15 protein-coding genes are annotated in these 18,790 nt (G+C 70.9%); 5 read left to right on the forward strand and 10 right to left on the reverse strand.

Annotation, left to right across the window (positions count from 1 at the left end; all coding sequences use genetic code 11):
• Positions 1-78 precede the first annotated feature (78 nt).
• Complete coding sequence (locus G4D87_RS03115; RefSeq protein WP_240357971.1) at positions 79-1,929, forward strand: hypothetical protein; 1,851 nt, start codon at positions 79-81, stop codon at positions 1,927-1,929.
• Positions 1,930-1,936: 7 nt separating this feature from the next.
• Here the strand turns inward: G4D87_RS03115 and G4D87_RS03120 are convergent, their stop codons facing one another.
• Complete coding sequence (locus G4D87_RS03120; protein WP_163778536.1) at positions 1,937-3,043, reverse strand: hypothetical protein; 1,107 nt, start codon at positions 3,041-3,043, stop codon at positions 1,937-1,939.
• A 74-nt stretch (positions 3,044-3,117) separates the two neighbouring features.
• On the opposite strand from G4D87_RS03120, the gene G4D87_RS03125 reads away from it, so the two are divergent.
• Positions 3,118-3,321: a hypothetical protein gene (locus G4D87_RS03125; RefSeq protein WP_163778539.1), complete on the forward strand. Its 204-nt coding sequence runs from the start codon at positions 3,118-3,120 to the stop codon at positions 3,319-3,321.
• 69 nt (positions 3,322-3,390) lie between these two features.
• On the opposite strand, the gene G4D87_RS03130 is transcribed toward G4D87_RS03125, so the two are convergent.
• The 4 genes from G4D87_RS03130 to G4D87_RS03145 all read right to left on the reverse strand — a co-directional run bounded on the left by G4D87_RS03130 (position 3,391) and on the right by G4D87_RS03145 (position 9,066).
• Positions 3,391-5,064, reverse strand: a complete 1,674-nt coding sequence (locus tag G4D87_RS03130; RefSeq protein ID WP_163778542.1) for an ABC transporter permease — start codon at positions 5,062-5,064, stop codon at positions 3,391-3,393.
• Positions 5,061-6,104 (reverse strand): ABC transporter substrate-binding protein, encoded by a 1,044-nt coding sequence (locus G4D87_RS03135; protein ID WP_163778545.1) that lies wholly within the window; start codon positions 6,102-6,104, stop codon positions 5,061-5,063. The genes G4D87_RS03130 and G4D87_RS03135 overlap by 4 nt, the downstream gene beginning before the upstream one ends.
• Positions 6,105-6,225: 121 nt before the next feature.
• Positions 6,226-7,497: an SO2930 family diheme c-type cytochrome gene (locus G4D87_RS03140; RefSeq protein ID WP_240357972.1), complete on the reverse strand. Its 1,272-nt coding sequence runs from the start codon at positions 7,495-7,497 to the stop codon at positions 6,226-6,228.
• A 21-nt stretch (positions 7,498-7,518) separates the two neighbouring features.
• The gene (locus G4D87_RS03145) at positions 7,519-9,066 is read right to left on the reverse strand and encodes a parallel beta-helix domain-containing protein (protein WP_240357973.1); all 1,548 of its coding nucleotides are present in this window, start codon (positions 9,064-9,066) and stop codon (positions 7,519-7,521) included.
• Between the two features lie 201 nt (positions 9,067-9,267).
• Between G4D87_RS03145 and G4D87_RS03150 the strand changes: the two genes are divergently transcribed.
• The 3 genes from G4D87_RS03150 (at position 9,268) to G4D87_RS03160 (ending at position 12,185) form a co-directional block, all read left to right on the forward strand.
• Complete coding sequence (locus G4D87_RS03150; RefSeq protein WP_163778552.1) at positions 9,268-10,191, forward strand: heme-dependent oxidative N-demethylase family protein; 924 nt, start codon at positions 9,268-9,270, stop codon at positions 10,189-10,191.
• A 207-nt stretch (positions 10,192-10,398) separates the two neighbouring features.
• Positions 10,399-11,184, forward strand: a complete 786-nt coding sequence (locus tag G4D87_RS03155) for an FKBP-type peptidyl-prolyl cis-trans isomerase (protein ID WP_163778554.1) — start codon at positions 10,399-10,401, stop codon at positions 11,182-11,184.
• Between the two features lie 170 nt (positions 11,185-11,354).
• Positions 11,355-12,185 (forward strand): dienelactone hydrolase family protein, encoded by an 831-nt coding sequence (locus tag G4D87_RS03160; protein WP_163778556.1) that lies wholly within the window; start codon positions 11,355-11,357, stop codon positions 12,183-12,185.
• Here the strand turns inward: G4D87_RS03160 and G4D87_RS03165 are convergent.
• The 5 genes from G4D87_RS03165 to G4D87_RS03185 form a co-directional block, all read right to left on the reverse strand.
• The gene (locus G4D87_RS03165) at positions 12,179-12,760 is read right to left on the reverse strand and encodes a CAP domain-containing protein (RefSeq protein WP_163778558.1); all 582 of its coding nucleotides are present in this window, start codon (positions 12,758-12,760) and stop codon (positions 12,179-12,181) included. The two genes, G4D87_RS03160 and G4D87_RS03165, sit on opposite strands and share 7 nt — an antisense overlap.
• 95 nt (positions 12,761-12,855) lie before the next feature.
• Positions 12,856-13,536, reverse strand: a complete 681-nt coding sequence (locus G4D87_RS03170) for a CAP domain-containing protein (protein ID WP_163778559.1) — start codon at positions 13,534-13,536, stop codon at positions 12,856-12,858.
• 76 nt (positions 13,537-13,612) lie between these two features.
• Complete coding sequence (locus G4D87_RS03175) at positions 13,613-14,953, reverse strand: DUF1552 domain-containing protein (RefSeq protein WP_163778562.1); 1,341 nt, start codon at positions 14,951-14,953, stop codon at positions 13,613-13,615.
• A complete protein-coding gene (locus tag G4D87_RS03180; protein ID WP_240357974.1) occupies positions 14,950-16,599 on the reverse strand; it encodes a DUF1592 domain-containing protein in 1,650 nt (549 codons plus the stop codon). Before G4D87_RS03180 ends, G4D87_RS03175 begins: the two co-directional genes overlap by 4 nt.
• A 246-nt stretch (positions 16,600-16,845) precedes the next feature.
• A partial coding sequence (locus G4D87_RS03185) for a M3 family metallopeptidase (protein ID WP_205507402.1) occupies positions 16,846-18,790 on the reverse strand: 1,945 nt, incomplete at its 5' end.

An 18,790-nucleotide genomic window follows, 5' to 3' on the forward strand; every position in this document is an offset into this window, starting at 1 on the left:
TGGACGCGGTTGTCGCGCCAGCGTCCTGTTCTATGCTTTCGGCATGGTGTCGACGCGGGGATGAGAGGGCGGAACGTCATGGCGCGTGCGCGGCGCTCCGCGCGGCCCGTGGGGCTGCTGCCGGTGGGGCTGCTCCTCGTGCTGGGGCTGGCGTCGTGCAACACCGTGGAGGTGCCCGGGGATGAGGTGGCCTGCGCGGGGCTGCGGTGCACCGCGGGCACCTGCTTCTCCAACGCGGGGCAGCCCATGTGCCGCTGCGGGCCGTGGGAGGATGCCGCGGGGCTGACGTGCTCGGTCGCCGCCTTCAAGCAGCCGGATGACCATGGGGGCGCGCCCGACAGCGCGACGGTGCTGACGCTCCCCATGTCGCCCCGGGCGGGCCGCATCGAGGAGGGCCTGCGCGAGGAGCTGCGGGACCGGGACGTGTTCGCCATCACCGTGGCGGAGCGCGGCATGTACCGCTTCTCCTGCACGCGGCTGACGCTGTCGGAGTGCCGGGTGCGGTTGCTGGACACTGCTGGGAACACGCAGGACATGCCCGTCGATGTCGATGGCGCCACGGTCTTGTGGTTGCCCACGCTCGTCCCGGGCACCTGGTACTTCGAGGTCTCTGGCGGGCGCTCACACGGGCGCTACACGTACCACCTGATGTCGCTGGGCGTGGACGACCACGGAAATACGTTGGAGGAAGCCACCCTCCTGCGGGAGGGCGCTGGCGCTCCGTTCCCGGTGAGGCTCGCCTCGTCCGCTGACGTGGATGTGTTCACCTTCCGTTCGCGGGTGGGGCATGGCTACCGCTTCATCTGCGAGCAGGCGCCCGGGCTGCTCCTTCAGATGATGCTGCTGTCCTCTGTCGGCGCGGTAACGGAGGTTTCGCAGGGCTCGTCAGGGGCGCCGCTCGCGGTGGGCCTGCTGGCGACGTCCGAGCGTGACTGGTTCGTGGTGCTGAGGCCGGAGGGCGTCACCCCGGTGGACTCCACCTGCCGCTTCGAGGACCTGGGCCCCGATGAGCATGGCGACACGCTGGAGACCGCCACGCCCGTGACGGCGGGCATCCCGGTGCCAGTCACGCTCCAGTCGCGTGAGGACGTGGAGGTCTTCTCCTTCACGGGGGCGCCCGGGCATGTCTACACGGTGCGGACGGAGGGGGCCGGGCGGTGGTCGGCCCAGGTGGTGGATGCGAACGGGGGGAACGTGGCCCTGGCGGACACGGACCGGCTGCGGGCCCGAGTGGAGCGCGCCGGGACGTACTACCTCCTCGTCGATGGCGGCGACCTCTGGGCGCACTCCTTCTCGCTGACGTTGGTGGACGCGGGCGTGGATGACCACGGGGACTCGCCGCAGACGGCGACGCTCATCACGCCGGGGACCCCGCTCTCGGGCCTCTTCGAGACACCGCAAGACACGGACGCCGTCGTCTTCCAGGCCGAGGACCGAGGCATCTACCTGGCGTCCTACGCGCCTGCTCCGAACCTGTCCTTCAACCCTCGGGGCGCGGTGGGCATCCTGGAGCTGGGCGGCGGACGCCACCTCTTCAGTGCCTGGAACGCGGCGCCCGTCACGATGATGTTCCAACCCCTGAATGGCGCGGAGGCGTTCTCCTTGCTGCTGGAGCACGTGGCCGTCGATGACTACGGCGACCACGCCGGGACGGCCCAGGCCCTGACGCTGCCGGCCACGGTGTCGGGCGTGGTGCAGACGGCCATCGACGCGGATGTGTTCTCCGTCAGCCTGGAGGCGGGCCGCGCCTACCGGCTGGACCTGGAGGCCGGAGCGCTCCGCGTGTCGTTCATGGAGCCCGGCGGCCTGCCGTGGGACGCGCGGGACGGACGGTTCGTCGCGGACCGCTCCGGCCTCCATGTGCTGACCTTCGCCGGCGCCTCCGGCCTGGCGCAGGTCCCCTGGCGCTTCACGCTCCAGGCGGAGTGAGCGTGCGTCAGGGCAGGCAGATTTCGAAGCCGGTCCGTCCGGCGGGGAAGGTGTCCCGAGGACGTGAGGCGGGCGTCACGGCGTAGAGGTGGAAGTCGAGCCGTCGCTGGAGGAAGCCCTTCAGCGCGGGCGCCAGCGGGTCCACTTCGTCCTGGTACAGCGTGAAGAAGTGGAAGCCCTGGCCGTGGAAGTCCGCGTACACCCGCTCCACGAGCGCGTTGAAGATGGCCGGGTCTTCTCCGCGCACGTGGGTGTTGCAGAGGTAGAAGTAGCGGAAGTCACGGCCCGGCGCGGGCAGGCGCGGCGCGCGGAGCGCGGTGGCCAGCGTGTTCCATCCCCACCGCGCCCAGCGCATGCCTCCACGGTAGGCATGGACGCGGTAGCGCTTCACGGCCTCGGGGTTCCAGGCGGTGGTGCAGCCCACCAGCGCGCCTGCCGCGTCGAAGGCCAGGTAGGTGTCTTCGATTCGCAGCCCGGGCCAGTGGGAGAGGCGGTGCTCCAACTCCCCCGTGTCGAAGCGGTAGCCGAAGGGACGGGCGCGGTGGTCGGCGTCCAGCAACGCCGAGACGGCGGGGACGTCCGCGGGCGTGGCGCGCCGCACGGCGAAGGCGCCGCGCTGGGGACGGCGGCGGAGCAGGAACTGGATGGACACGGCGGAGAAGCGGCGGAGCAGGGCGTAGCGCGGCTGGCTCACGCGCCCGGGGCGCCGCCGCACGAGCGCCTGGAGCGCGGTGGCATTGGAGGCCATGACGGCCGTGAGGAAGGTGTCCACCCCCAGCCGCTGGGCGCTCTCCTCGAGCATGGGCCCGTAGAAGCGCGCGAGGCCGCGGCTCCGGCGCGCGGAGAAGCGGGTGCGCAGGTCGCCCAGGTAGCCCACCCGGAACGGACGGCCCTCCAGCCAGCCGTCGCGCACGTGCACGGCGCCCATGCCGTCCAGCCGGCCTTGCTCGCCGTGGACCCAGACCTCCGTCTCTCCGCGCTGCATGGCGTAGAGGCCGAAGTAGTCGGGCGCTCGCCGCGAGGAGAGGACCAGGTCGCCCTGCATGGGCACCGCGCCGAACAGGTCGAGCAGCGCGGTGTTGTCGTCACGGGTGGCGCGTCGGAAGTCGCTCATGCGGCGGTGGCGGAGCCTACCCCGGCCGCGGTCGTTTGTTGTTAGGCTGGAGGCTCCCCGAAAGGAGTCACGCGATGAAGAAGAATGGAATTGCGATGCTGATGGCGCTCGGTGTGGGACTGACGGCGGGTTTCGGAATGGCGTTCATGCCCTCCACGGCCGAGGCCAACGCGCCGGAGTCCGCGCAGGCCATCTGCGTGCGCAACTCGGACTGTGACTACTTCTGCGGTGAGGGCTTCGGGCACTGCATCCGGGGCGTGTACTGCGCGTGCATGTAATGGCGTGAAGGGCCTGAAGACCTCGCCAGGGAGCCGGCGGCTTCCTGGCGAGGCCGGGCGGCTCCGCCCTCACCGCGTGTCCGCGGGCCGCCGCGTCAGCAGCGCGAGCAGGGCCTGTCCCACCACCACCAGCGCGATGAAGGCACACGCCAGCACCGCGGCGGCGGCGGGGTCCGCGTAGCTCTGGAGTTCGAACAGCAGCGTCCCCAGCACCTCGGTCCCCGCGGGCACCAGCAGGACGGACATCGTGATTTCCGTCGCGCACGCGAGGAACGCCAGGACGAAGGCCGCGGTGAGCGCCGGCCGCAGCAAGGGCAGGGGCGCATCCACGAAGGCGCGCCAGGGGCCGGCGCCGCTCACCCGCGCGGCCTCGGTGAGCGAGGCGTCCAGTTGCGCGAGCGCCTCCTCGCTGCTGCGCGCGCCCAGCGCGAGGTACTTCGCCACGTAGGCGATGAGCAGCAGCCACGGCGTGTGGGCCAGCGCGAGCACGAAGGCGACGCGGTCCATCAGGATGAAGCGCACGTCCCGGGAGAACGCGAGCAGCAGCGCCAGGGCCAGCACCGTCCCCGGCACCGCGTAGGGCCACACCGCCAGCGCCTCCACGCCCGTGCCCAGGCGGCGCAGCCCGCGTCGCAGTACCGCCGCCGCGAGCCCCAGGCCACACACCAGGCCCCCCGCGCCCGCCGCCAGCAGGACGCTGCGCCCCGTGGCCCGCAGCGTGCGCGGCTCCAGCAGCACGCCCGCCCAGTGCGTCAGCGTCAGCGTCTCCCAGGTCAGCGCCGCGCCGAAGCTGCGCTGGAGCGACGTGAGGAGGATGGCCCCCAACGGGAGCAGCACCAGCGCCGCGGCCGTCAGGCTCACCGCGCCCAGGACGGGCCCGCGTGCGCGCCCCAGCGGGAGGGGACGGGAGGACAGGCCCTTGCCCGCGCTGAGGCGGACGCGGCCGGCCCGGCCCAGCGCCCACGTCACCCCCATCGCCAGGGGGGCGAGCAGCAGCAGCGACGTCGCCAGTTGCGCGGCGCGCGCCAGGCCCTGGTCACCGCCCACCAGCACCAGCTCATAGATGCGCGTGGTGAGCACGCGCGTGGGCGGCGAGGCCGACACGCCCAGCAGGTACGGCACGCCGAAGGACGAGGCCGCCATGAGGAACACCATGACCGCGCCCGACAGCAGGGAGGGCAGCGCCAGCGGCAGCGTGGTGGTCAGCAGCGCACGGGCCGTCGAAGCCCCGCAGACACGCGCGGCTTCCTCCACCGCCGGGTCCACCCGTCGCAGGGCCGCCGCGCCCGCCAACAGCACCAGCGGGAGGCCGGACACGCCCTCCACGAAGGCGATGCCCGCGGGGCCGTAGATGTCGAAGGTGTCAGCGCCGAGCAGCCGGTTGAGGTACCCCGCGCGAGGGCTCGCGAGCGACAACCAGCCCATGCCCCAGATGAACGCGGGCACGGCGGAGGGCAGGGTGAACAGCACCGTGAAGGCCCCGCGCAGGGGCAGGTCGGTGCGTTGCAGCACCAGCGCCAGCGGTGTCCCCAAGGCGAAGGCCAGCGCCGCCGCGCCCGTGGCGATGCGCAGCGTGTTCCCCAGCGCCCCACCTTCGGCGAGCAGCCAGCCAAGGCCCCCCGTCCCGGCGGGCCCCAGACCTCGCCAGAGCAGCGCGGCCACCGGGAGCACGGAGAAGCAGAGCACCGGCACCAGCCACAGGCCGAGCCCCAGCCACTGGGATTTGGACGCCGCCGCGCTCATTGCGAGAAGGCCTGGCGGAAGCGCTCCTTCACGGCGCCGCCCCGCGCGAGCCCGTGTTCGAGCAGCTCGGGTGTCCACGGGCGCGCGCGCTCCAGCAGCTCGGAGACACCGGCCTCTCCCTTGGGACCCGCGAGCCTGGGGTCCACCGCGTGCATGTCTCCCTGCTCCACGATGATGCGCTGGCCTTCGGGGGACAGCAGCACGTCCACCACCGCCTTCGCCGCCACGGGGTTGGGCGTCGTCGCGAAGAGGGCCGCGGGGCCGGGGATGACGACGGCGCCATCGGTGGGCCACACCACCTGGATGGGACTGCCGCGGGCCTGGGCCGCGAGCGCGTTCTCCAGGAGCAACACGCCCGCATCCGCCTCGCCGCTCTCCACCTTCTGGAGCACCGCCGCGTTGCCTCCCGCGACGATGGCGCCTCGCTGGCGCAGGCCCGGGAAGAAGGACTCGCCGTGCTTCGCGTCGCAGAACACGGCCCAGGTGAAGGCGGTGCCCGACGTCAGCGGGTCTCCAATCGCCACGCGTCCCGTCCACGGACCTTCCGCGAGCGCCGCGAAGGAGGTGGGCGGCGGGGGCCCGTCCCTCCGGTGCACCAGGACCATGGTGGACAGGCGCAGGGCCGCGTAGCGCGCGTCCAGGTCCACCAGGGCGCGGGGCACGCGGAGCACGTTGGGCGAGGCATAGCGGAGCAGGGCGCCGTCACGGGCCAGTCGCTCGTAGAGGAACGGGTCGGAGGTGGCCAGCAGGTCCGCGCGGATGGCCCCGGCGGCGCGCTCCGCCTCCAGCCGGCTGGCCACCTTCTCACTGCCCGCCTGATACCAGCGCACCCGGACGCCGGGCAGCCGCGCCTTCAGCAGCGGCTCCAGCGCGTCCAGGACGTGCCGGTACATGGACGTGTAGACCCAGACGTCTCCGGAGGGCGTGCCCTCGCGCGCCAGCGTGGGCCCGGCCGAGGGCGCGGCGGACTCGATGCGGCAGGCGGCGAGCAGGACGAGCGCGGCGGCACCCGCGGCCCGGAGCAGCGTGGGCAGGGACATGTACCCGCGATTATGCGGCACCCGCGCGCCCTGTCACGCGGCGCGGCCGTCACGCACCGGAAACGAGAAGCCCCTCCGCGCACAGGGCACGGAGGGGCCGCTCGTCAGCGCTCGGACGGACCTACTTGCAGGAGCGTGGCTCCATGGCGTCAATCCAGTCGGCGATGAGCCGTGAGCCCTGGTCGTGGCGAAGCACGCGGCCCAGCTCCGGCATCATCTTCCCCGACTCCTCGGTGTGCATGCGGTACCAGAGGATGGACACGGAATGGTCGCCGGGGACGATGTCGAACTCACCGCCCACCCCGCCGCCCGCGGAGCCCGGCCGCTTGCACACGCCCAACGTGAACTCATCCGTGTTGTCCACGTTGAGGAACAGCCGGCTGGTGGTGCCCGCCGTCCCCTTCGGGTTGTGGCAATGCGCGCAGTTGATGTCCAGGTAGGCGCGCGCGCGCCGCTCCAGCGAGCCCGCCTCCTCGTCGAACGCGTTCGGCTCGCGGGGGACCTGGTCGATGGGAGGCAGCCCCGTCAGCCGGCCCAGGTTGGCCAGGTGCTGGAGCTGGTTGATGGGCCCGTCGCCGTAATCATGCTCCTGGTTGAGGTAGCGGGCCTTCACGCCAATGGGCAACAGCACCTGGTTCTCCTGGGCGTCCTGGAGATGGTGGCACTTCAGGCACTGGTTCTTGCTGGGCACCAGGTAGTCCAGCGTCCGCTCCTCGCCGTCCTCGCCAATGAAGCTCACGCCGCGGACGACGCGGCCGCCGTTGGCCAGCGTGGCCTCCGTCTGGGCCTCGTTCCAGAAGTAGGGAAAGGCCTCCCAGCCTCCGGGCCGGTGCACCAGCACGCGCGTCTCGATGACGCGCACGTTCTCTTCCGGGACGCGGAGGTCCGCGGGGAAGGCGAACGTCTTGGTGATGATGGTGCCCACCGGCAGGTCCAGCACGTCGTGCGCCGAGTACCCGGCCTGCGCCTCCGGCGGGATGTACAGCGTGCGGGACTTCACCGAGTAGTCGGAGAAGAGCGGCGTGGTCAGCGCATAGGGGACGTTCCCCTCCACCGGCTGGAGCCCACCCGACGCGGGTGTCCCGGTGAAGAGGCCGAAGCCCGACAGGGTGCTGGGCGGAAACGCAGGCCCGGCGTCTGGCGTGCCCGCGTCCTCGGGTGTCCCCGCGTCCTCGGGCGTGCCGGCGTCCTCGCCCGCGTCACCCGTGCCCGCGTCGTCGTCACCCGCGTCCGGGGTGCCGCTGTCCTCGGGTGGGTACCCGGAGTCGAACTCGAACCCGCCTCCGGCGTCCGGCGTCGGCGTCACGCCGTCCTTGTCACCGCCGCACGAGGCCAGCGCCGCGGTCACCAGCACCGCGGCGAGGCCCAGTCCCGGGATGAACGGCCTGTGCATGCGTCCGTTCTTCACGAGGTCTCAGCGGATGGTCAGGGCCGGGGTGAAGCCCGAGCAGTTGTAGGGCTCGTCGGCCTGGACATAGCGGCGCGTCTCCCCCCAGGCGGCGGCCAGGTCGGGGGTGCCCGTCATGAGGTGGGCGCTCACGGCCTGCAGGTCGAGGTCCACCACCGAGGCCTGCGTGCTCTCCGGCAGCGTGTTGCGCGTGAAGCAGATGTTGATGGGGTTGGCCAGGCTCTCATCGCGAGGTGCCGGGTCGATGCCGTCCCACAGCACGTGCTCCACGCCCGTCACGCCGTGGACCGCGGCGCCGTACTGGTAGACGGCGCTCACCAGCGCGCCCAGCGGACGGCGCTCCGGGTCCGGCGTGCCGTTGTCCACCAGACGGCCGCTGCCACCGGTGAAGGTGTTGTCGTGGATGGAGATGTCCTGGCTGGGGTAGTTGAAGAAGCCGGCCGCCCACTGGATGGGGTCGGACTCAATGGCCAGCCCGCTGAGGATGGCGATGTCCACCGTGTTGTTGTCGCCCCACGTGTTGTGCTCCAGCTCCACCCGGCGCGAGGCCAGGATGAAGGTGCCGGTGCCGGCGGGGACCTGGGACACGGTGCTGCTGCTGGCCTGCACGGAGGCGAAGTTGGGGCGGTTGTTTCCGGTGATGGTGTTGTGGGCGATGTAGACGTCCGTGCCCCGGATGGGGTTGCCCGGCAGGTCGAACACGACCAGGCCCGCGGTGTTGTCCTGCGCGATGTTGTTCGCGACGTGGGCGTACTTCGTGTTCTCGATTTCGATGCCCGCCACGTTCTTCTTCGCCACGTTCCGCCGGACGATGGTGTGCTGCGTCTGGCCGACGTAGATACCCGCGTCGGCGGCGTTGTACGCCTCACAATCCTCCACGAGGACGTACATCGATTTCACCGGGTAGATGCCGTACTTGCCGTTGCTCTCCAGGTTCTCCTGGGCCCACTCGGTGCGGATGCGCTGGATGTTCACGTTGCTGGAGGACTCGATGCGCAGGCCATCCTTCTTCGCGTTCCAGACGGCCAGGTCGCTCACCGTGAAGAGCTTGCCCACCACGTCGAAGCCGTTGGTGTTCGCCGCCGCGTTGGAGAAGTCCAGCACAGTGCTGGCCTCGCCGCCGGTGGCCTCGCCCTGGGCACCCTTGCCAGCGCCCTTCACGGTGATGCCGTTGGCGCGCAGGGTGATGGCGTTGTCGAACTGGAAGGTGCCCGCGCCCAGCTCGATGGTGGTGCACTCCGCCAGCGCGTTCACCGCGTCCTGGAGCTCCTGCTCCTGGCCCGGGTTGAACGTCAGCGTGGTCTGCTCCTTGCCCTCGCAGGAGAAGTCCTGCGGCCACGCCATGGAGCCTCCGTCACCGCCGGTGCCTCCGTCGTCCGGGATGCCCGCGTCACTGCCCGCGTCCCCCGTGCCCGCGTCCCCGGGCGTGCCAGAGTCCGGCTGGCCCGCATCCGGACGGTCATCGCCATCATCCGAACAGGCGGGGAGGGCAAGCAGACCCACGAGGGCCAGGAGCACGGCACGGGGCGCGCGCGACAGCGGCAGAGGATGCATCAGGTATCTCCTGTGGAAGTGCTGCGCCTGCTGGCGCCCGAGCATGGGGCTTCAGGGCGCAGCCAGGACCGTGCGAATCCTCCCTGTGAAGATGAACAACCTCAAGGGTGAGACACCAAAAACAGCCCGGCTTCCCGTGACGCGATGCGTTCTGCAACACGGTTGATAAATTGCTCCCATCCTTCATGAGAGGTCGACGCGGTGCTGCCCTACTTCCCCTTCGAGCAGGATGTCTTTTCAATGTCGCTGGGCGTGCGTGCGCTGAGGCCCGAAGAGACACTCATCGAAGTAGACGCGCCGCGCTATGCGGACGAGGTGGCGTTGAAGGCGGCGCTGCTGACGGCGGGGAACGCCGAGCGCTTTCAGGGAGAACCCGGGACGGAGGCGCTCCAATGGGAGACGTTGACGGTGCTGCTGCCCGCCATGGCGCGTCAATCGCCGGAGCACTTCTCCCTGGAGGCGGAGGGCGCGCGCTGGTGCTGGCACAACCACCTGCTGGGCACGCGGACGCACTTCACGCCGGGGGACGCGGCGAGCCTGCCGCTGGCGCCGCTGGACTGGTTTGGCCGGCAGGTGCAGGAGGACCTGCTGCTGCTGGACGGCACGCGTGAGGGGTTCCCTCTGGTGGCGGGCCAGCTGTGCTTCCCCTCCGGGTGGTGCCTGGGGGACAAAATGGGCCGGCCGCTGCTGGCCGTCCACGCGCCGGTGCCCCAGTTCAACGCGAAGCTGGGGCCCTCTACGCTGAAGCTGATGGAGGGCCTGAAGCCCGGGCGCCCCGTCACGCGCTGCAACTGGGCCATCAGCGTCACGGAGCGGTTGGACCTGGAGCCGCGCACGCTGCCGGAGTGGCGGCACCTGTTCGACGGCATCACCCCGGACAACGCGGGCGAGCGCTGCTTCCTCCGCCTGGAGCGCCAGACGCTCACCCGGCTGCCCCGCACGCGCGCCGTCCTCTTCACCATCCACACCTACGTGGCCCCGGTGGCCTCGGAGGTGGACGCCCCCGGCCGGCGGCAGCGGCTGGCTCGCGTGCTGCGCTCCGTGCCCTCCGACACCGCGACCTACAAGCGCCTCACGCCCGTGCTGGCGCCCCTGCTGGGCTACCTGGAGGCGGGCGAGGGCTGACGCCGGGCGGAGTGGGTAATGAAAAGACCCACCCCCTGGCGCGGACAGGCGGTCGCCCTGGGGGCGGGCGGGGTGTCGCCCAGGAACGGGGATGCTCCCGGTGTGCTGTCGAACCGGAAGTCAGGCCATTTCTGTAGTAAGTCGCCCCCCAGAACTGACTGCGGCGATGTCTCACTGCCGCTCCAAAAGGCAAGGAAGGGCAACGACATGCGGAAGACTTGGCTGGTCGCGGGAATGCTGGTGCTGGCGGGCTGCCAGCAGCAGGGCAAGACGGATTCGACGACGGCGGCGACGGCGACGGCGACGGCGCCCGGCGCGAGCGCGAACCCCCAGACGGAAGACCAGAAGACGCTGTACGCGCTTGGCCTGTCCATTGGCCGCAGCGTGAGCGTGTTCGACATGACGCCCGAGGAGCTGGAGTACGTCAAGGCGGGCATCACCGCGCAGGTGAAGGGCGACAAGCCCGCGGTGGACCTGGAGACGTACGGCCCGAAGCTGCAGGAGCTGGCGCGCGCGCGCAGCACCCGCAAGGCGGAGGCCGAGAAGGAGAAGGCGAAGGCGTTCCTGGAGACGGCCTCGAAGGAAGAGGGCGCCCAGAAGACCGAGTCCGGCCTCATCTACAAGGAGCTGACCGCCGGTACGGGCGCGTCGCCCCAGGCGTCGGACATCGTGAAGGTGCACTATCGCGGCACGCTGCCGGACGGCACCGAGTTCGACAGCTCGCACAAGCGTGGCGAGCCCACGCAGTTCCCGCTCCAGGGTGTCATCAAGTGCTGGACCGAGGGCGTGCAGAAGATGAAGGTGGGCGGCAAGGCCAAGCTCGTGTGCCCGTCCGACATCGCCTACGGTGACCGCGGCGCGCCGCCGAACATCCCGGGCGGGGCCGCCCTGGTGTTCGAGGTGGAGCTGCTGGAGATCGTCAAGCCGCCGGAGATGCCGGCCATGGGCGGCACGCCGCCGGCGGGCAAGCCCTCCGCGGTCGAGAAGAAGTAGTCCCCGTCTTCACGCGGGACGCTTGAGGGGGCTGGCGGGGGATTCTTCCCTCCCAGCCCTCTTCGCGTTCGCGGGCACCGGAGGTGGCGCGGGGCGCTGCCCCGGAGTAGTCCACCAGCCGCCAGCGTCCCCGCCGCGGGGACGGGCCAACCCACGGAGGTCGACACATCATGCGCCAGGGCCTGCTGTTGATGATGGGAGCGCTGCTGCTGAGCGCCTGCGTCCAGGGCCGTGCCCGGGAAGTGCGCCGCGAGCCGGCCGCCACGGGCGCCGTCTCCGAGTCGGAGTTCAAGGCGCTGCACACGCTGCGCGAGGACGCGCCGCCGGTGCTCGAGGGCCAGGAGGTGGAGGTGGCCGGCACGAAGGCCTACCTGAGCCTGCCCGCGGGCGCCCAGGGGCCGCAGCCCGCCGTCATCGTCATCCACGAGTGGTGGGGGCTCAATGACCACATCCGCCACTGGACGGACCGGCTGGCCGCGGAGGGCTACGCCGCGCTGGCGGTGGACCTGTATGGCGGCAAGGTGGCCACCACGCGGGAGGAGGCGCTGGCGCTGCTCAAGGCCGTGGACCCGGCGCGCGCGCAGGCGACGCTGACGGCCGCGCACACCTTCCTCCAGCAGGACGCGCGGGTGCGGGCGCCGCGCACGGGCACCATCGGCTGGTGCTTCGGGGGCGGCTGGTCCCTGCGCGCGGCCATGGCCCTGCCGGAGTTGGACGCGGCGGTCCTCTACTACGGCAACCCGGTGACGGACGCGCGGGAGCTCGCCGCCATCCGCGCGCCGGTGCTGGGCATCTTCGGCACGAAGGACCCGTCCATCCCGCTGGAGACGGTGCAGGCCTTCCGGCAGGCCCTGGATGAGGCGGGCGTGCGGCACTACATCCTGGAGTTCGAGGCGGAGCACGCCTTCGCCAACCCGTCGGGTGAGCGCTACGACGCGCAGGCCGCCGCGGGCGCCTGGCAGCAGGTGGCGGCCTTCCTGGACCAGCACCTGCGTCAGTAGGGGCGCTGGCCCACGTAGTTGCCCGGCGGCGCGTAGTTGCACACCCAGAGCGTCCAGTTGGGGAACCGGTCCCCGAAGGGCGAGTTCGTCGTGCACTCCTGGACGGCGCAGCCCAGGGCTCGCGTGCCACGCCACACCACCTGGGTGTAGTGGCCGCAGACCTTGCCGCTCGCGCAGGTGTTGGCGGCGTGGTCGTAGTGGGCGGCCTCGTCCACCCAGCCCTGCACCACGCCCTGGGCGCCCATGGCGCTGGACGAGGCGGCGGTGAGGTTCTCCCCCAGGTTGCCGCGGTCGGGGTTGTGTGAGAACTGGCACCGCGCGGCGTAGGCCTTCGCCGTGCGCGTCGCCTGCTCGTCCCACGTCAGGTCCTCCAGCGCGGGGGTGGCCGCGGGCGACACGTCCCTCCGCGCGGCGTTGTGCGCGGCCAGCATGTCGCGGTCGAACTGCGTCATGACCAGCGGCTCGGTGTCGCCGTCACCGTCTCCCTCGCCGGGGGTGTCGGAGCCACAGCCGGTGAGGACCAGGGGGAGGAGCAGGCCGAGCGGCCGGAGGGAGCGGGGCATGGAGCGGAGCATGGGGTGGATTATCCGACGGCAGGCGGAGGTCCGTCACCTCCCGCCGCGTGAGTGTCCGGCACCCGGGACGCACCGGCCCCGGAGGGCACGGGCGCTCAGTAGGGCCGCTGACCCACCCAGTTGCCCGGCGGCGCGTAGTTGCACACCCAGAGCTGCCAGGTGGGGAACCGCGCGCCGAACGGCGAGTTCTTGTTGCACAGCACCGTGGCGCACCCCACGGTCGCCGTCTTGCGCCACACCACCTGCGTGTAGTGCCCGCACACCTTGCCCTTCTGGCAGGTGTTGCGCCGGTAGTCGTAGTCCGCGGCTTCGTCCGCCCAGCTCTTCACCACCTGGGACGTGGTCCACGCGCCGGGCGTGGCGGCGGCGAGGTTCTCTCCGAAGTCGCCCCGGTCCGGGTTGTGCTCGAACTTGCAGGCCTTCGCCCAGGACGCGGCCTTGCGCTCGGCCTGGGTGGACCAGGCCAGCGGCGGCAGCGCGGGCTTGGGGGCGGGCTGGGCCCGGGAGCGCGCCAGGTTGTGCGCGGTCACCATGTCCCGAGAGAAATCCTTCGCGGCGGGAAGGGCCGCGCGTGGCTCCGGCGCCTTGGGCTTCGGGGCCGCGGCGGGCTGCCTGGCGGTCACGGCCTGCCGGGAGGTGGCGTTCTGCCCGCGCCCCTGCTGGGTGCCACCGCCCGCGCAGCCGAGCAGCGTCAGCAAGAGCAGGGAGGACCAGTGGGAGGCGCGGGAGAAGGAAGGCATGCGGGGGATGATGCGCCACGACGCCCGCGCATGCATGTGAAGCGTGCGCGGCGGGCACGGCGGGCGGTGGGCCGCCCGCTCGCATGCTCCGCCGCGCACGGGGCCGCGGGGCCTACACCAGGCCCGGCAGCGGGCCCGTCCCGTCGTCACCGAAGGTGGTGACGTTGGGCACGCCCATGGCCTGCATCAGGTAGATGTACAGGTTGGCCAGCGGGTCCTTCTGGTAGCGGACGTGCCGGCCCGGCGTGAGCGCGCCGCCGCCCCTGCCCGCCAGGATGATGGGCAGGTCGACGTGGTTGTGAGAGTCCCCGTCGCCGATCTCGCTGGAGAAGTAGACGATGGAGTTGTCGAGCAGCGACATGCCGTTGACCTCGATGACCGACTTCATGCGCTCCAGCAGGTACTGGAGGAGCGTCACCTCCCATTTGTCGATGGTGGCGAGCGCGTCGTAGTTGGACTGCACCTTCTGGTGGTGCGAGTACGTGTGGTGTGCGCCGCTGAGCCCCAGGAAGGGGTAGACCTTGTTGGCGCGCGCGTTGGCCAGCATGAAGGTGGCCACGCGGGTGAGGTCGCACTGGAAGGCGAGGACGATGAGGTCCATCATCGCCTTGGTCTTCGCCGTCGGGTCCTCGGACTCGATGGGCGCGACTCCCGGAGCGCAGGCGATGGAGGGGACGGACACGTCCTCCACCTGCTTCTCCAGCTCCCGCACGCTGGTGAAGTACTCATCCAGCTTCTGCAGGTCCGAGGCGCCCAGTTGTCCCTGCAGCGCGGTGGCGTCATCGCGCACGACGTCGATGATGCTCTTGCCGTACGCGCGCCGCTTCTCGATTTGCGCCTGCGTCTCTCCGGGGATGCCGCCCGCGAAGAGCCGGTTGAACGCGGCCTGCGCGTTGGTCTCCTTCGCCACCGGCGTGCGTGGCCCCGACCACGCGATGTTGTTGGCATACGGGCACGCGTAGCCAGAGTCGCAGTTGCCGATGCCGCGGCCCGCGTCGATGCCCAGCTCCATGGACCCGTAGCGGGTGGCCCGCGTCGCCGTCAGGTGGTTGGCGATGACCTGGTCCATGGAGATGCCCACGCGGATGTTGGTGCCCTCCGTCTTGAACACCTTGGCGCAGGTCAGGAACGCGCCGGTGGCGGCGGCATGGTGCCCGTCGCCCTCCGGGAAGGCGGGCATGTTCGCTAGGCCGGAGACGACCAGCAGGTCGTTCTTCACCGCCGCCAGGGGCTCCAGCGTGGGCGTCAGCTCCCACGCGGGACCCTCCGTGCTGGGCGTCCACTTCTGCATGTGGATGCCATTGGGCGTGTAGAAGACGGCGAGCCTTCGGGGCACGGTGCCCGGCGCGCCGTGCGCGTTGCGGGGGAGCATCTGCTCCAGCAGGGGCAGCGCCATCAGCGCCCCCGTCCCCCGCAGGACGGTCCTTCGCGAGAGTCTGAATTTCTTGCTCATGGCGTCTGCTCCTCCTCCGCGCCACGCTGCGTGAAGTGGCTGCTCGAGACGATGCTGAGGATGTAGTCGACGAGCCGCCCACCGCGGGCCTCGGCCTTGGTGGCGACATCCTTCACCGCGCAGTGGTCGGCCTCGTTCAGGCCCCGGCCCGTGGCATAGGTGAGCATGTGCTCGGTGATGCAGTTGGTCAGCTTGGGGTCCTCCTTGAGGTAGCGCTGCATGTCGCGCACGCCGTTGAGGATGGCGCCGTCGGGCATGTCACCCGTTGCGTCCACGGGCGCGCCGCTCACCTCCTGGAGGCGCCAGCGGCCAATGGGGTCGAAGTTCTCCATCGACAGCCCCAGCGGGTCCATCAGCCGGTGGCAGCCCTGGCACGCCGGCGCGCTGCGGTGCAGCGCCATGCGCTCCTTCATCGTCATGTCCGGAGAGATGGGCGGCGGCAGGTTCTCCACGTCCGGCGGCGGCGGCGGCGGCGCCGAGCACAGCAGTTGCTCCAGCACCCAGACGCCGCGCTGCACCGGTGAGGTGCGGTCCGGGTTGGACGTGACGGTGAGCAGCGAGCCCTTGCCGAAGATGCCGCTGCGCTCCGGGTGGCCCGTGAGCTCCACGCGCTGGTGCGTGGGGCTGCCGGGCAAGGGCAGGCCGTAGTGGGCGGCCAGCTGGTCGTTCACGTAGGTGAACGGCGCGTCGACGAGGTCCTTCAGCTTGTGGTCGCCGGAGATGAACTCCGCGAAGAAGAGCTCCGTCTCCGTGCGCATGGCGGCGCGCAGCTCCTCGTTGAACGCGCCATAGAGCGTGCCGTCCGGTGTGGCGGTGCCCAGCGCGCGGGTGAAGAGCCACTGGCCGGCGAAGTTCTCCACCAGCGCGCGTGCCTTCGGGTCCGCGAGCATGCGCCGCACCTGGGCCTCCATCCCCGCGGGGTCGCTCAGTTGCCCCGCTTCAGCGGCGGCGAACAGCGCGTCGTCCGGCATGCTGCTCCACAGGAAGTAGGAGAGCCTGCTGGCCAGCTCGAAGTTGTCGAGCGTGTACGGCTCGGTGCTTCCCGGTGGCGCGTCCTTCTCCACCCGGAAGAGGAAGTGCGGTGAGACGAGCACCGAACGCAGGGCCAGCTTCACGCCCACCTCGGGTGGGTCTCCGTGCTGGCCCGCCAGGCTGACGAAGGTCATCAGCTTGTCAATCTCCGCCTGCTGCACCGGCCGGCGCCAGGCGCGGCGGGCGAAGTCAGAGAGGATTTCGTGCGCGCACGGCGCCGGGTTGAGCGGGTCCAGCGCGCAGGCGTTGAAGACGCCGCGCGTCCAGGCGTCATTCACCAGCCGCTCCGCCGAGGCGGAGTACTTCTCCATCAACAGCGGCGACAGCGAGAGCACATCGGCGATGTTGTCGAAGCCGTAGCCGTGGTCATCAATGGGGAAGTCGTTGGCCGGCTGGGTGGTGTCCCCCAGCAGGTCCCGCACGGTGGCGTTGTATTCCGCGCGGTTGAGGCGGTGGAGCGTGACGCGTCCCGGATTCTGGGGCGCGTTCTCGCACTCGCCTTCCACCGGGGGATACCCCGGTGGAACCGGCTCTACTGGCACCTCCTCGTCGGGTTTGACCCGCGCCATCGGGTCGTCATCGGTGCAGCTGGTCACCAGCAGGGCGAGAGTCACGCCCGCAAGGAAGCGCCAGCCCCCTCGTCGTCGATGCATAGGTGTCACGTCGGCTACCCCCCCTCCACACTGCCCCATCCGAAGCCGGGACAGCCGGAGTCGTAGCAAGGGGCTCTCCACCCAGGCGCGTGGCCTGTCGGACTTCTCCGTTGTTTCAGGGGGCCAGACGGCGTTGGCTACCCGGACGCGCGCTGGGAAGAGTTTGGCGCGAGTGGGTAGCGAAGTTCCCGGTGAGGGAACCGCGGGCTACTTCGCGTCGAGGTACGCGCGGTACGCGTCGAAGCCGTACTCGCGCCCGAGGAAGTCCTTCACCAGCTCGGCGGCGGGCTTGGAGCCACCGGGCTCCAGCACGGTGCGGCGGTACTTCATCGCCGTCTCCCGGTCGAGGAAGCCCTTCTTCTGGAACTCGGTCTCCAGGTCCTTCGCGATGACGGAGGACCAGAGGTACGTGTAGTACGCCGCCGAGTAGCCATCCAGGTGCCCGAAGGCCACCTCGAAGTGCGTGCCGTCACGGTGCTCGTGCTTGAAGGGGCTGAGCTTGTTCTGCAAGGCCACCAGGGCCTCGGTGGTGTCGAAGCCCGGCTCGCGCGAGTAGTAGTCCAGGCTCACCGCGGACAGGAACAGCTGCCGCCGCGCCCACAGGCCCTGGCCGAACTCCTTCGACGCGCGGAGCTTCTCCACCAGCTCCGCGGGGATGGGCTGGTTCGTCTCGTGGTGCTTCGCGAACTCCTTCAGCACCTCCGGGCTGCCCGCCCACTGCTGGAGCAGCATGGACGGCGTCTCCACGAAGTCCCACTCCACGCGGGTGCCCGCGATGCCCGCCCACTTCAGCTGCCCGCCGAAGATGGCGTGCAGCAGGTGGCCGAACTCGTGGAAGAAGGTCTCCACCTCGTCGTGCGTCATCAGCTCGCCGGGGCGCGCGAAGTTGCACACCAGCGACGCCTCCGGGTAGCGCTTGCCAGCCTGGCCCGCGACGAGGTCGAACTGCGCCGCGTGCTTGTACTTGTCGTCACGCGGGTGCATGTCCAGGTAGATGCGGCCCAGCAGCGTGTCGCCATCGAACACGTCGTAGGTCTCCACCTCCTGCTGCCACACCCGGGCGTCCTTCACCGGCTTGTAGGTGATGCCCCAGATGCGCGAGGTGATGTCCATCACCCCCGCCTTCACCCGGCTGTACTCGAAGTAGGGCCGCACCGCCTGCGAGTCGAAGCTGAAGCGCTCCGCGCGCAGCCGGTCCTCGTAGAAGTCCTGGTCCCAGGGCTCCAGCACCTTGGCGCCCTTGATGTCCTGCTGCTTGCGCGCCAGCAACTGCGCGTACTCCTGCTTCGCGCGGGCCTCGGTGGCCACGCCCAGCCGGTCGATGAAGTCCGCGGCGGCCTGCTGCGTGCGCGTCATCTTCGTCTCGGTGGTGTACGCGGCCCAGCTCGCGTAGCCCAGCAGCGTGGCCAGCTCGTGGCGCCTGGTGATGAGCCGCGCCAGCACGTCCTGGTTGGCCGGGTACGCGCGCTGACGGTAGGTGCGCCACAGCTTCTCGCGCGCCTTCGCGTCCTTCGCGTACGTCATGAAAGGGAAGTAGTCCGGGTAGTTGGTGGTGATGACCACCCGTCCGTCCCCGCCCGGCGGGTGCGCCTCGCGGTAGTCCTCCGGCAGGCCGTCCAGCTCGGAGGGCGTGAAGGTCGCCTCGCGGACGTCCTCGGCGATGTTCTTGCTGAACTGCTGCCCCAGCTTGAGCAGCTCCTCGTTGAGCGACTTCACCTTGGCGCGGGTGGCGTCGTCGCGGTCCACGCCGGCGCGGCGGAAGTCGAGCAGCGCGCGCTCCATCCAGTACCGGGTCGCCGCGTCCGCGCTGGACAGGTCCACCGCGGCCAGCACGTCATACACGCCGCGGTCCTGGGACAGCGCCACGTTGGCGGAGTCCACGCGCTGCTCGCACTCGCGCGCGGCGTCGCGGAAGGCCGCGTCTGGGTGCACCTCGCGCGCGAGGCTGGAGCGGTTGGCCGCGGCGAACAGCGAGCCCTGGGCCTCGTCATAGGCGGCGAGCACGGCCTGGCCGTCCTTGCGCGCGTCCAGCGCCTTGATGGCGGTCACCTGCGTGCGGGTGCGCTCGAGGTCCGCGTCACACGCGGCGGTGAAGTCGGCCAGGGTGCCGGCGAGGACGCTGGCGCCTTCGGGAGGCGGCACGGGCTTGGGC

Origin of the sequence: Myxococcus vastator (assembly GCF_010894475.1) — a bacterium.
GTDB lineage: Bacteria > Myxococcota > Myxococcia > Myxococcales > Myxococcaceae > Myxococcus > Myxococcus vastator.

Bases quoted from the DNA above. Each gene is read 5' to 3' on its own strand.
- G4D87_RS03125 (WP_163778539.1), top strand. From the start codon at position 3,118: ATGAAGAAGAATGGAATTGCGATGCTGATGGCGCTCGGTGTGGGACTG.
- G4D87_RS03145 (WP_240357973.1), bottom strand. From the start codon at position 9,066: ATGCATCCTCTGCCGCTGTCGCGCGCGCCCCGTGCCGTGCTCCTGGCC.
- G4D87_RS03170 (WP_163778559.1), bottom strand. From the start codon at position 13,536: ATGCATGCGCGGGCGTCGTGGCGCATCATCCCCCGCATGCCTTCCTTC.
- G4D87_RS03115 (WP_240357971.1), top strand. From the start codon at position 79: ATGGCGCGTGCGCGGCGCTCCGCGCGGCCCGTGGGGCTGCTGCCGGTG.
- G4D87_RS03120 (WP_163778536.1), bottom strand. From the start codon at position 3,043: ATGAGCGACTTCCGACGCGCCACCCGTGACGACAACACCGCGCTGCTC.
- G4D87_RS03175 (WP_163778562.1), bottom strand. From the start codon at position 14,953: ATGAGCAAGAAATTCAGACTCTCGCGAAGGACCGTCCTGCGGGGGACG.
- G4D87_RS03135 (WP_163778545.1), bottom strand. From the start codon at position 6,104: ATGTCCCTGCCCACGCTGCTCCGGGCCGCGGGTGCCGCCGCGCTCGTC.
- G4D87_RS03160 (WP_163778556.1), top strand. From the start codon at position 11,355: ATGCGCCAGGGCCTGCTGTTGATGATGGGAGCGCTGCTGCTGAGCGCC.
- G4D87_RS03130 (WP_163778542.1), bottom strand. From the start codon at position 5,064: ATGAGCGCGGCGGCGTCCAAATCCCAGTGGCTGGGGCTCGGCCTGTGG.
- G4D87_RS03140 (WP_240357972.1), bottom strand. From the start codon at position 7,497: ATGCACAGGCCGTTCATCCCGGGACTGGGCCTCGCCGCGGTGCTGGTG.
- G4D87_RS03165 (WP_163778558.1), bottom strand. From the start codon at position 12,760: ATGCTCCGCTCCATGCCCCGCTCCCTCCGGCCGCTCGGCCTGCTCCTC.
- G4D87_RS03155 (WP_163778554.1), top strand. From the start codon at position 10,399: ATGCGGAAGACTTGGCTGGTCGCGGGAATGCTGGTGCTGGCGGGCTGC.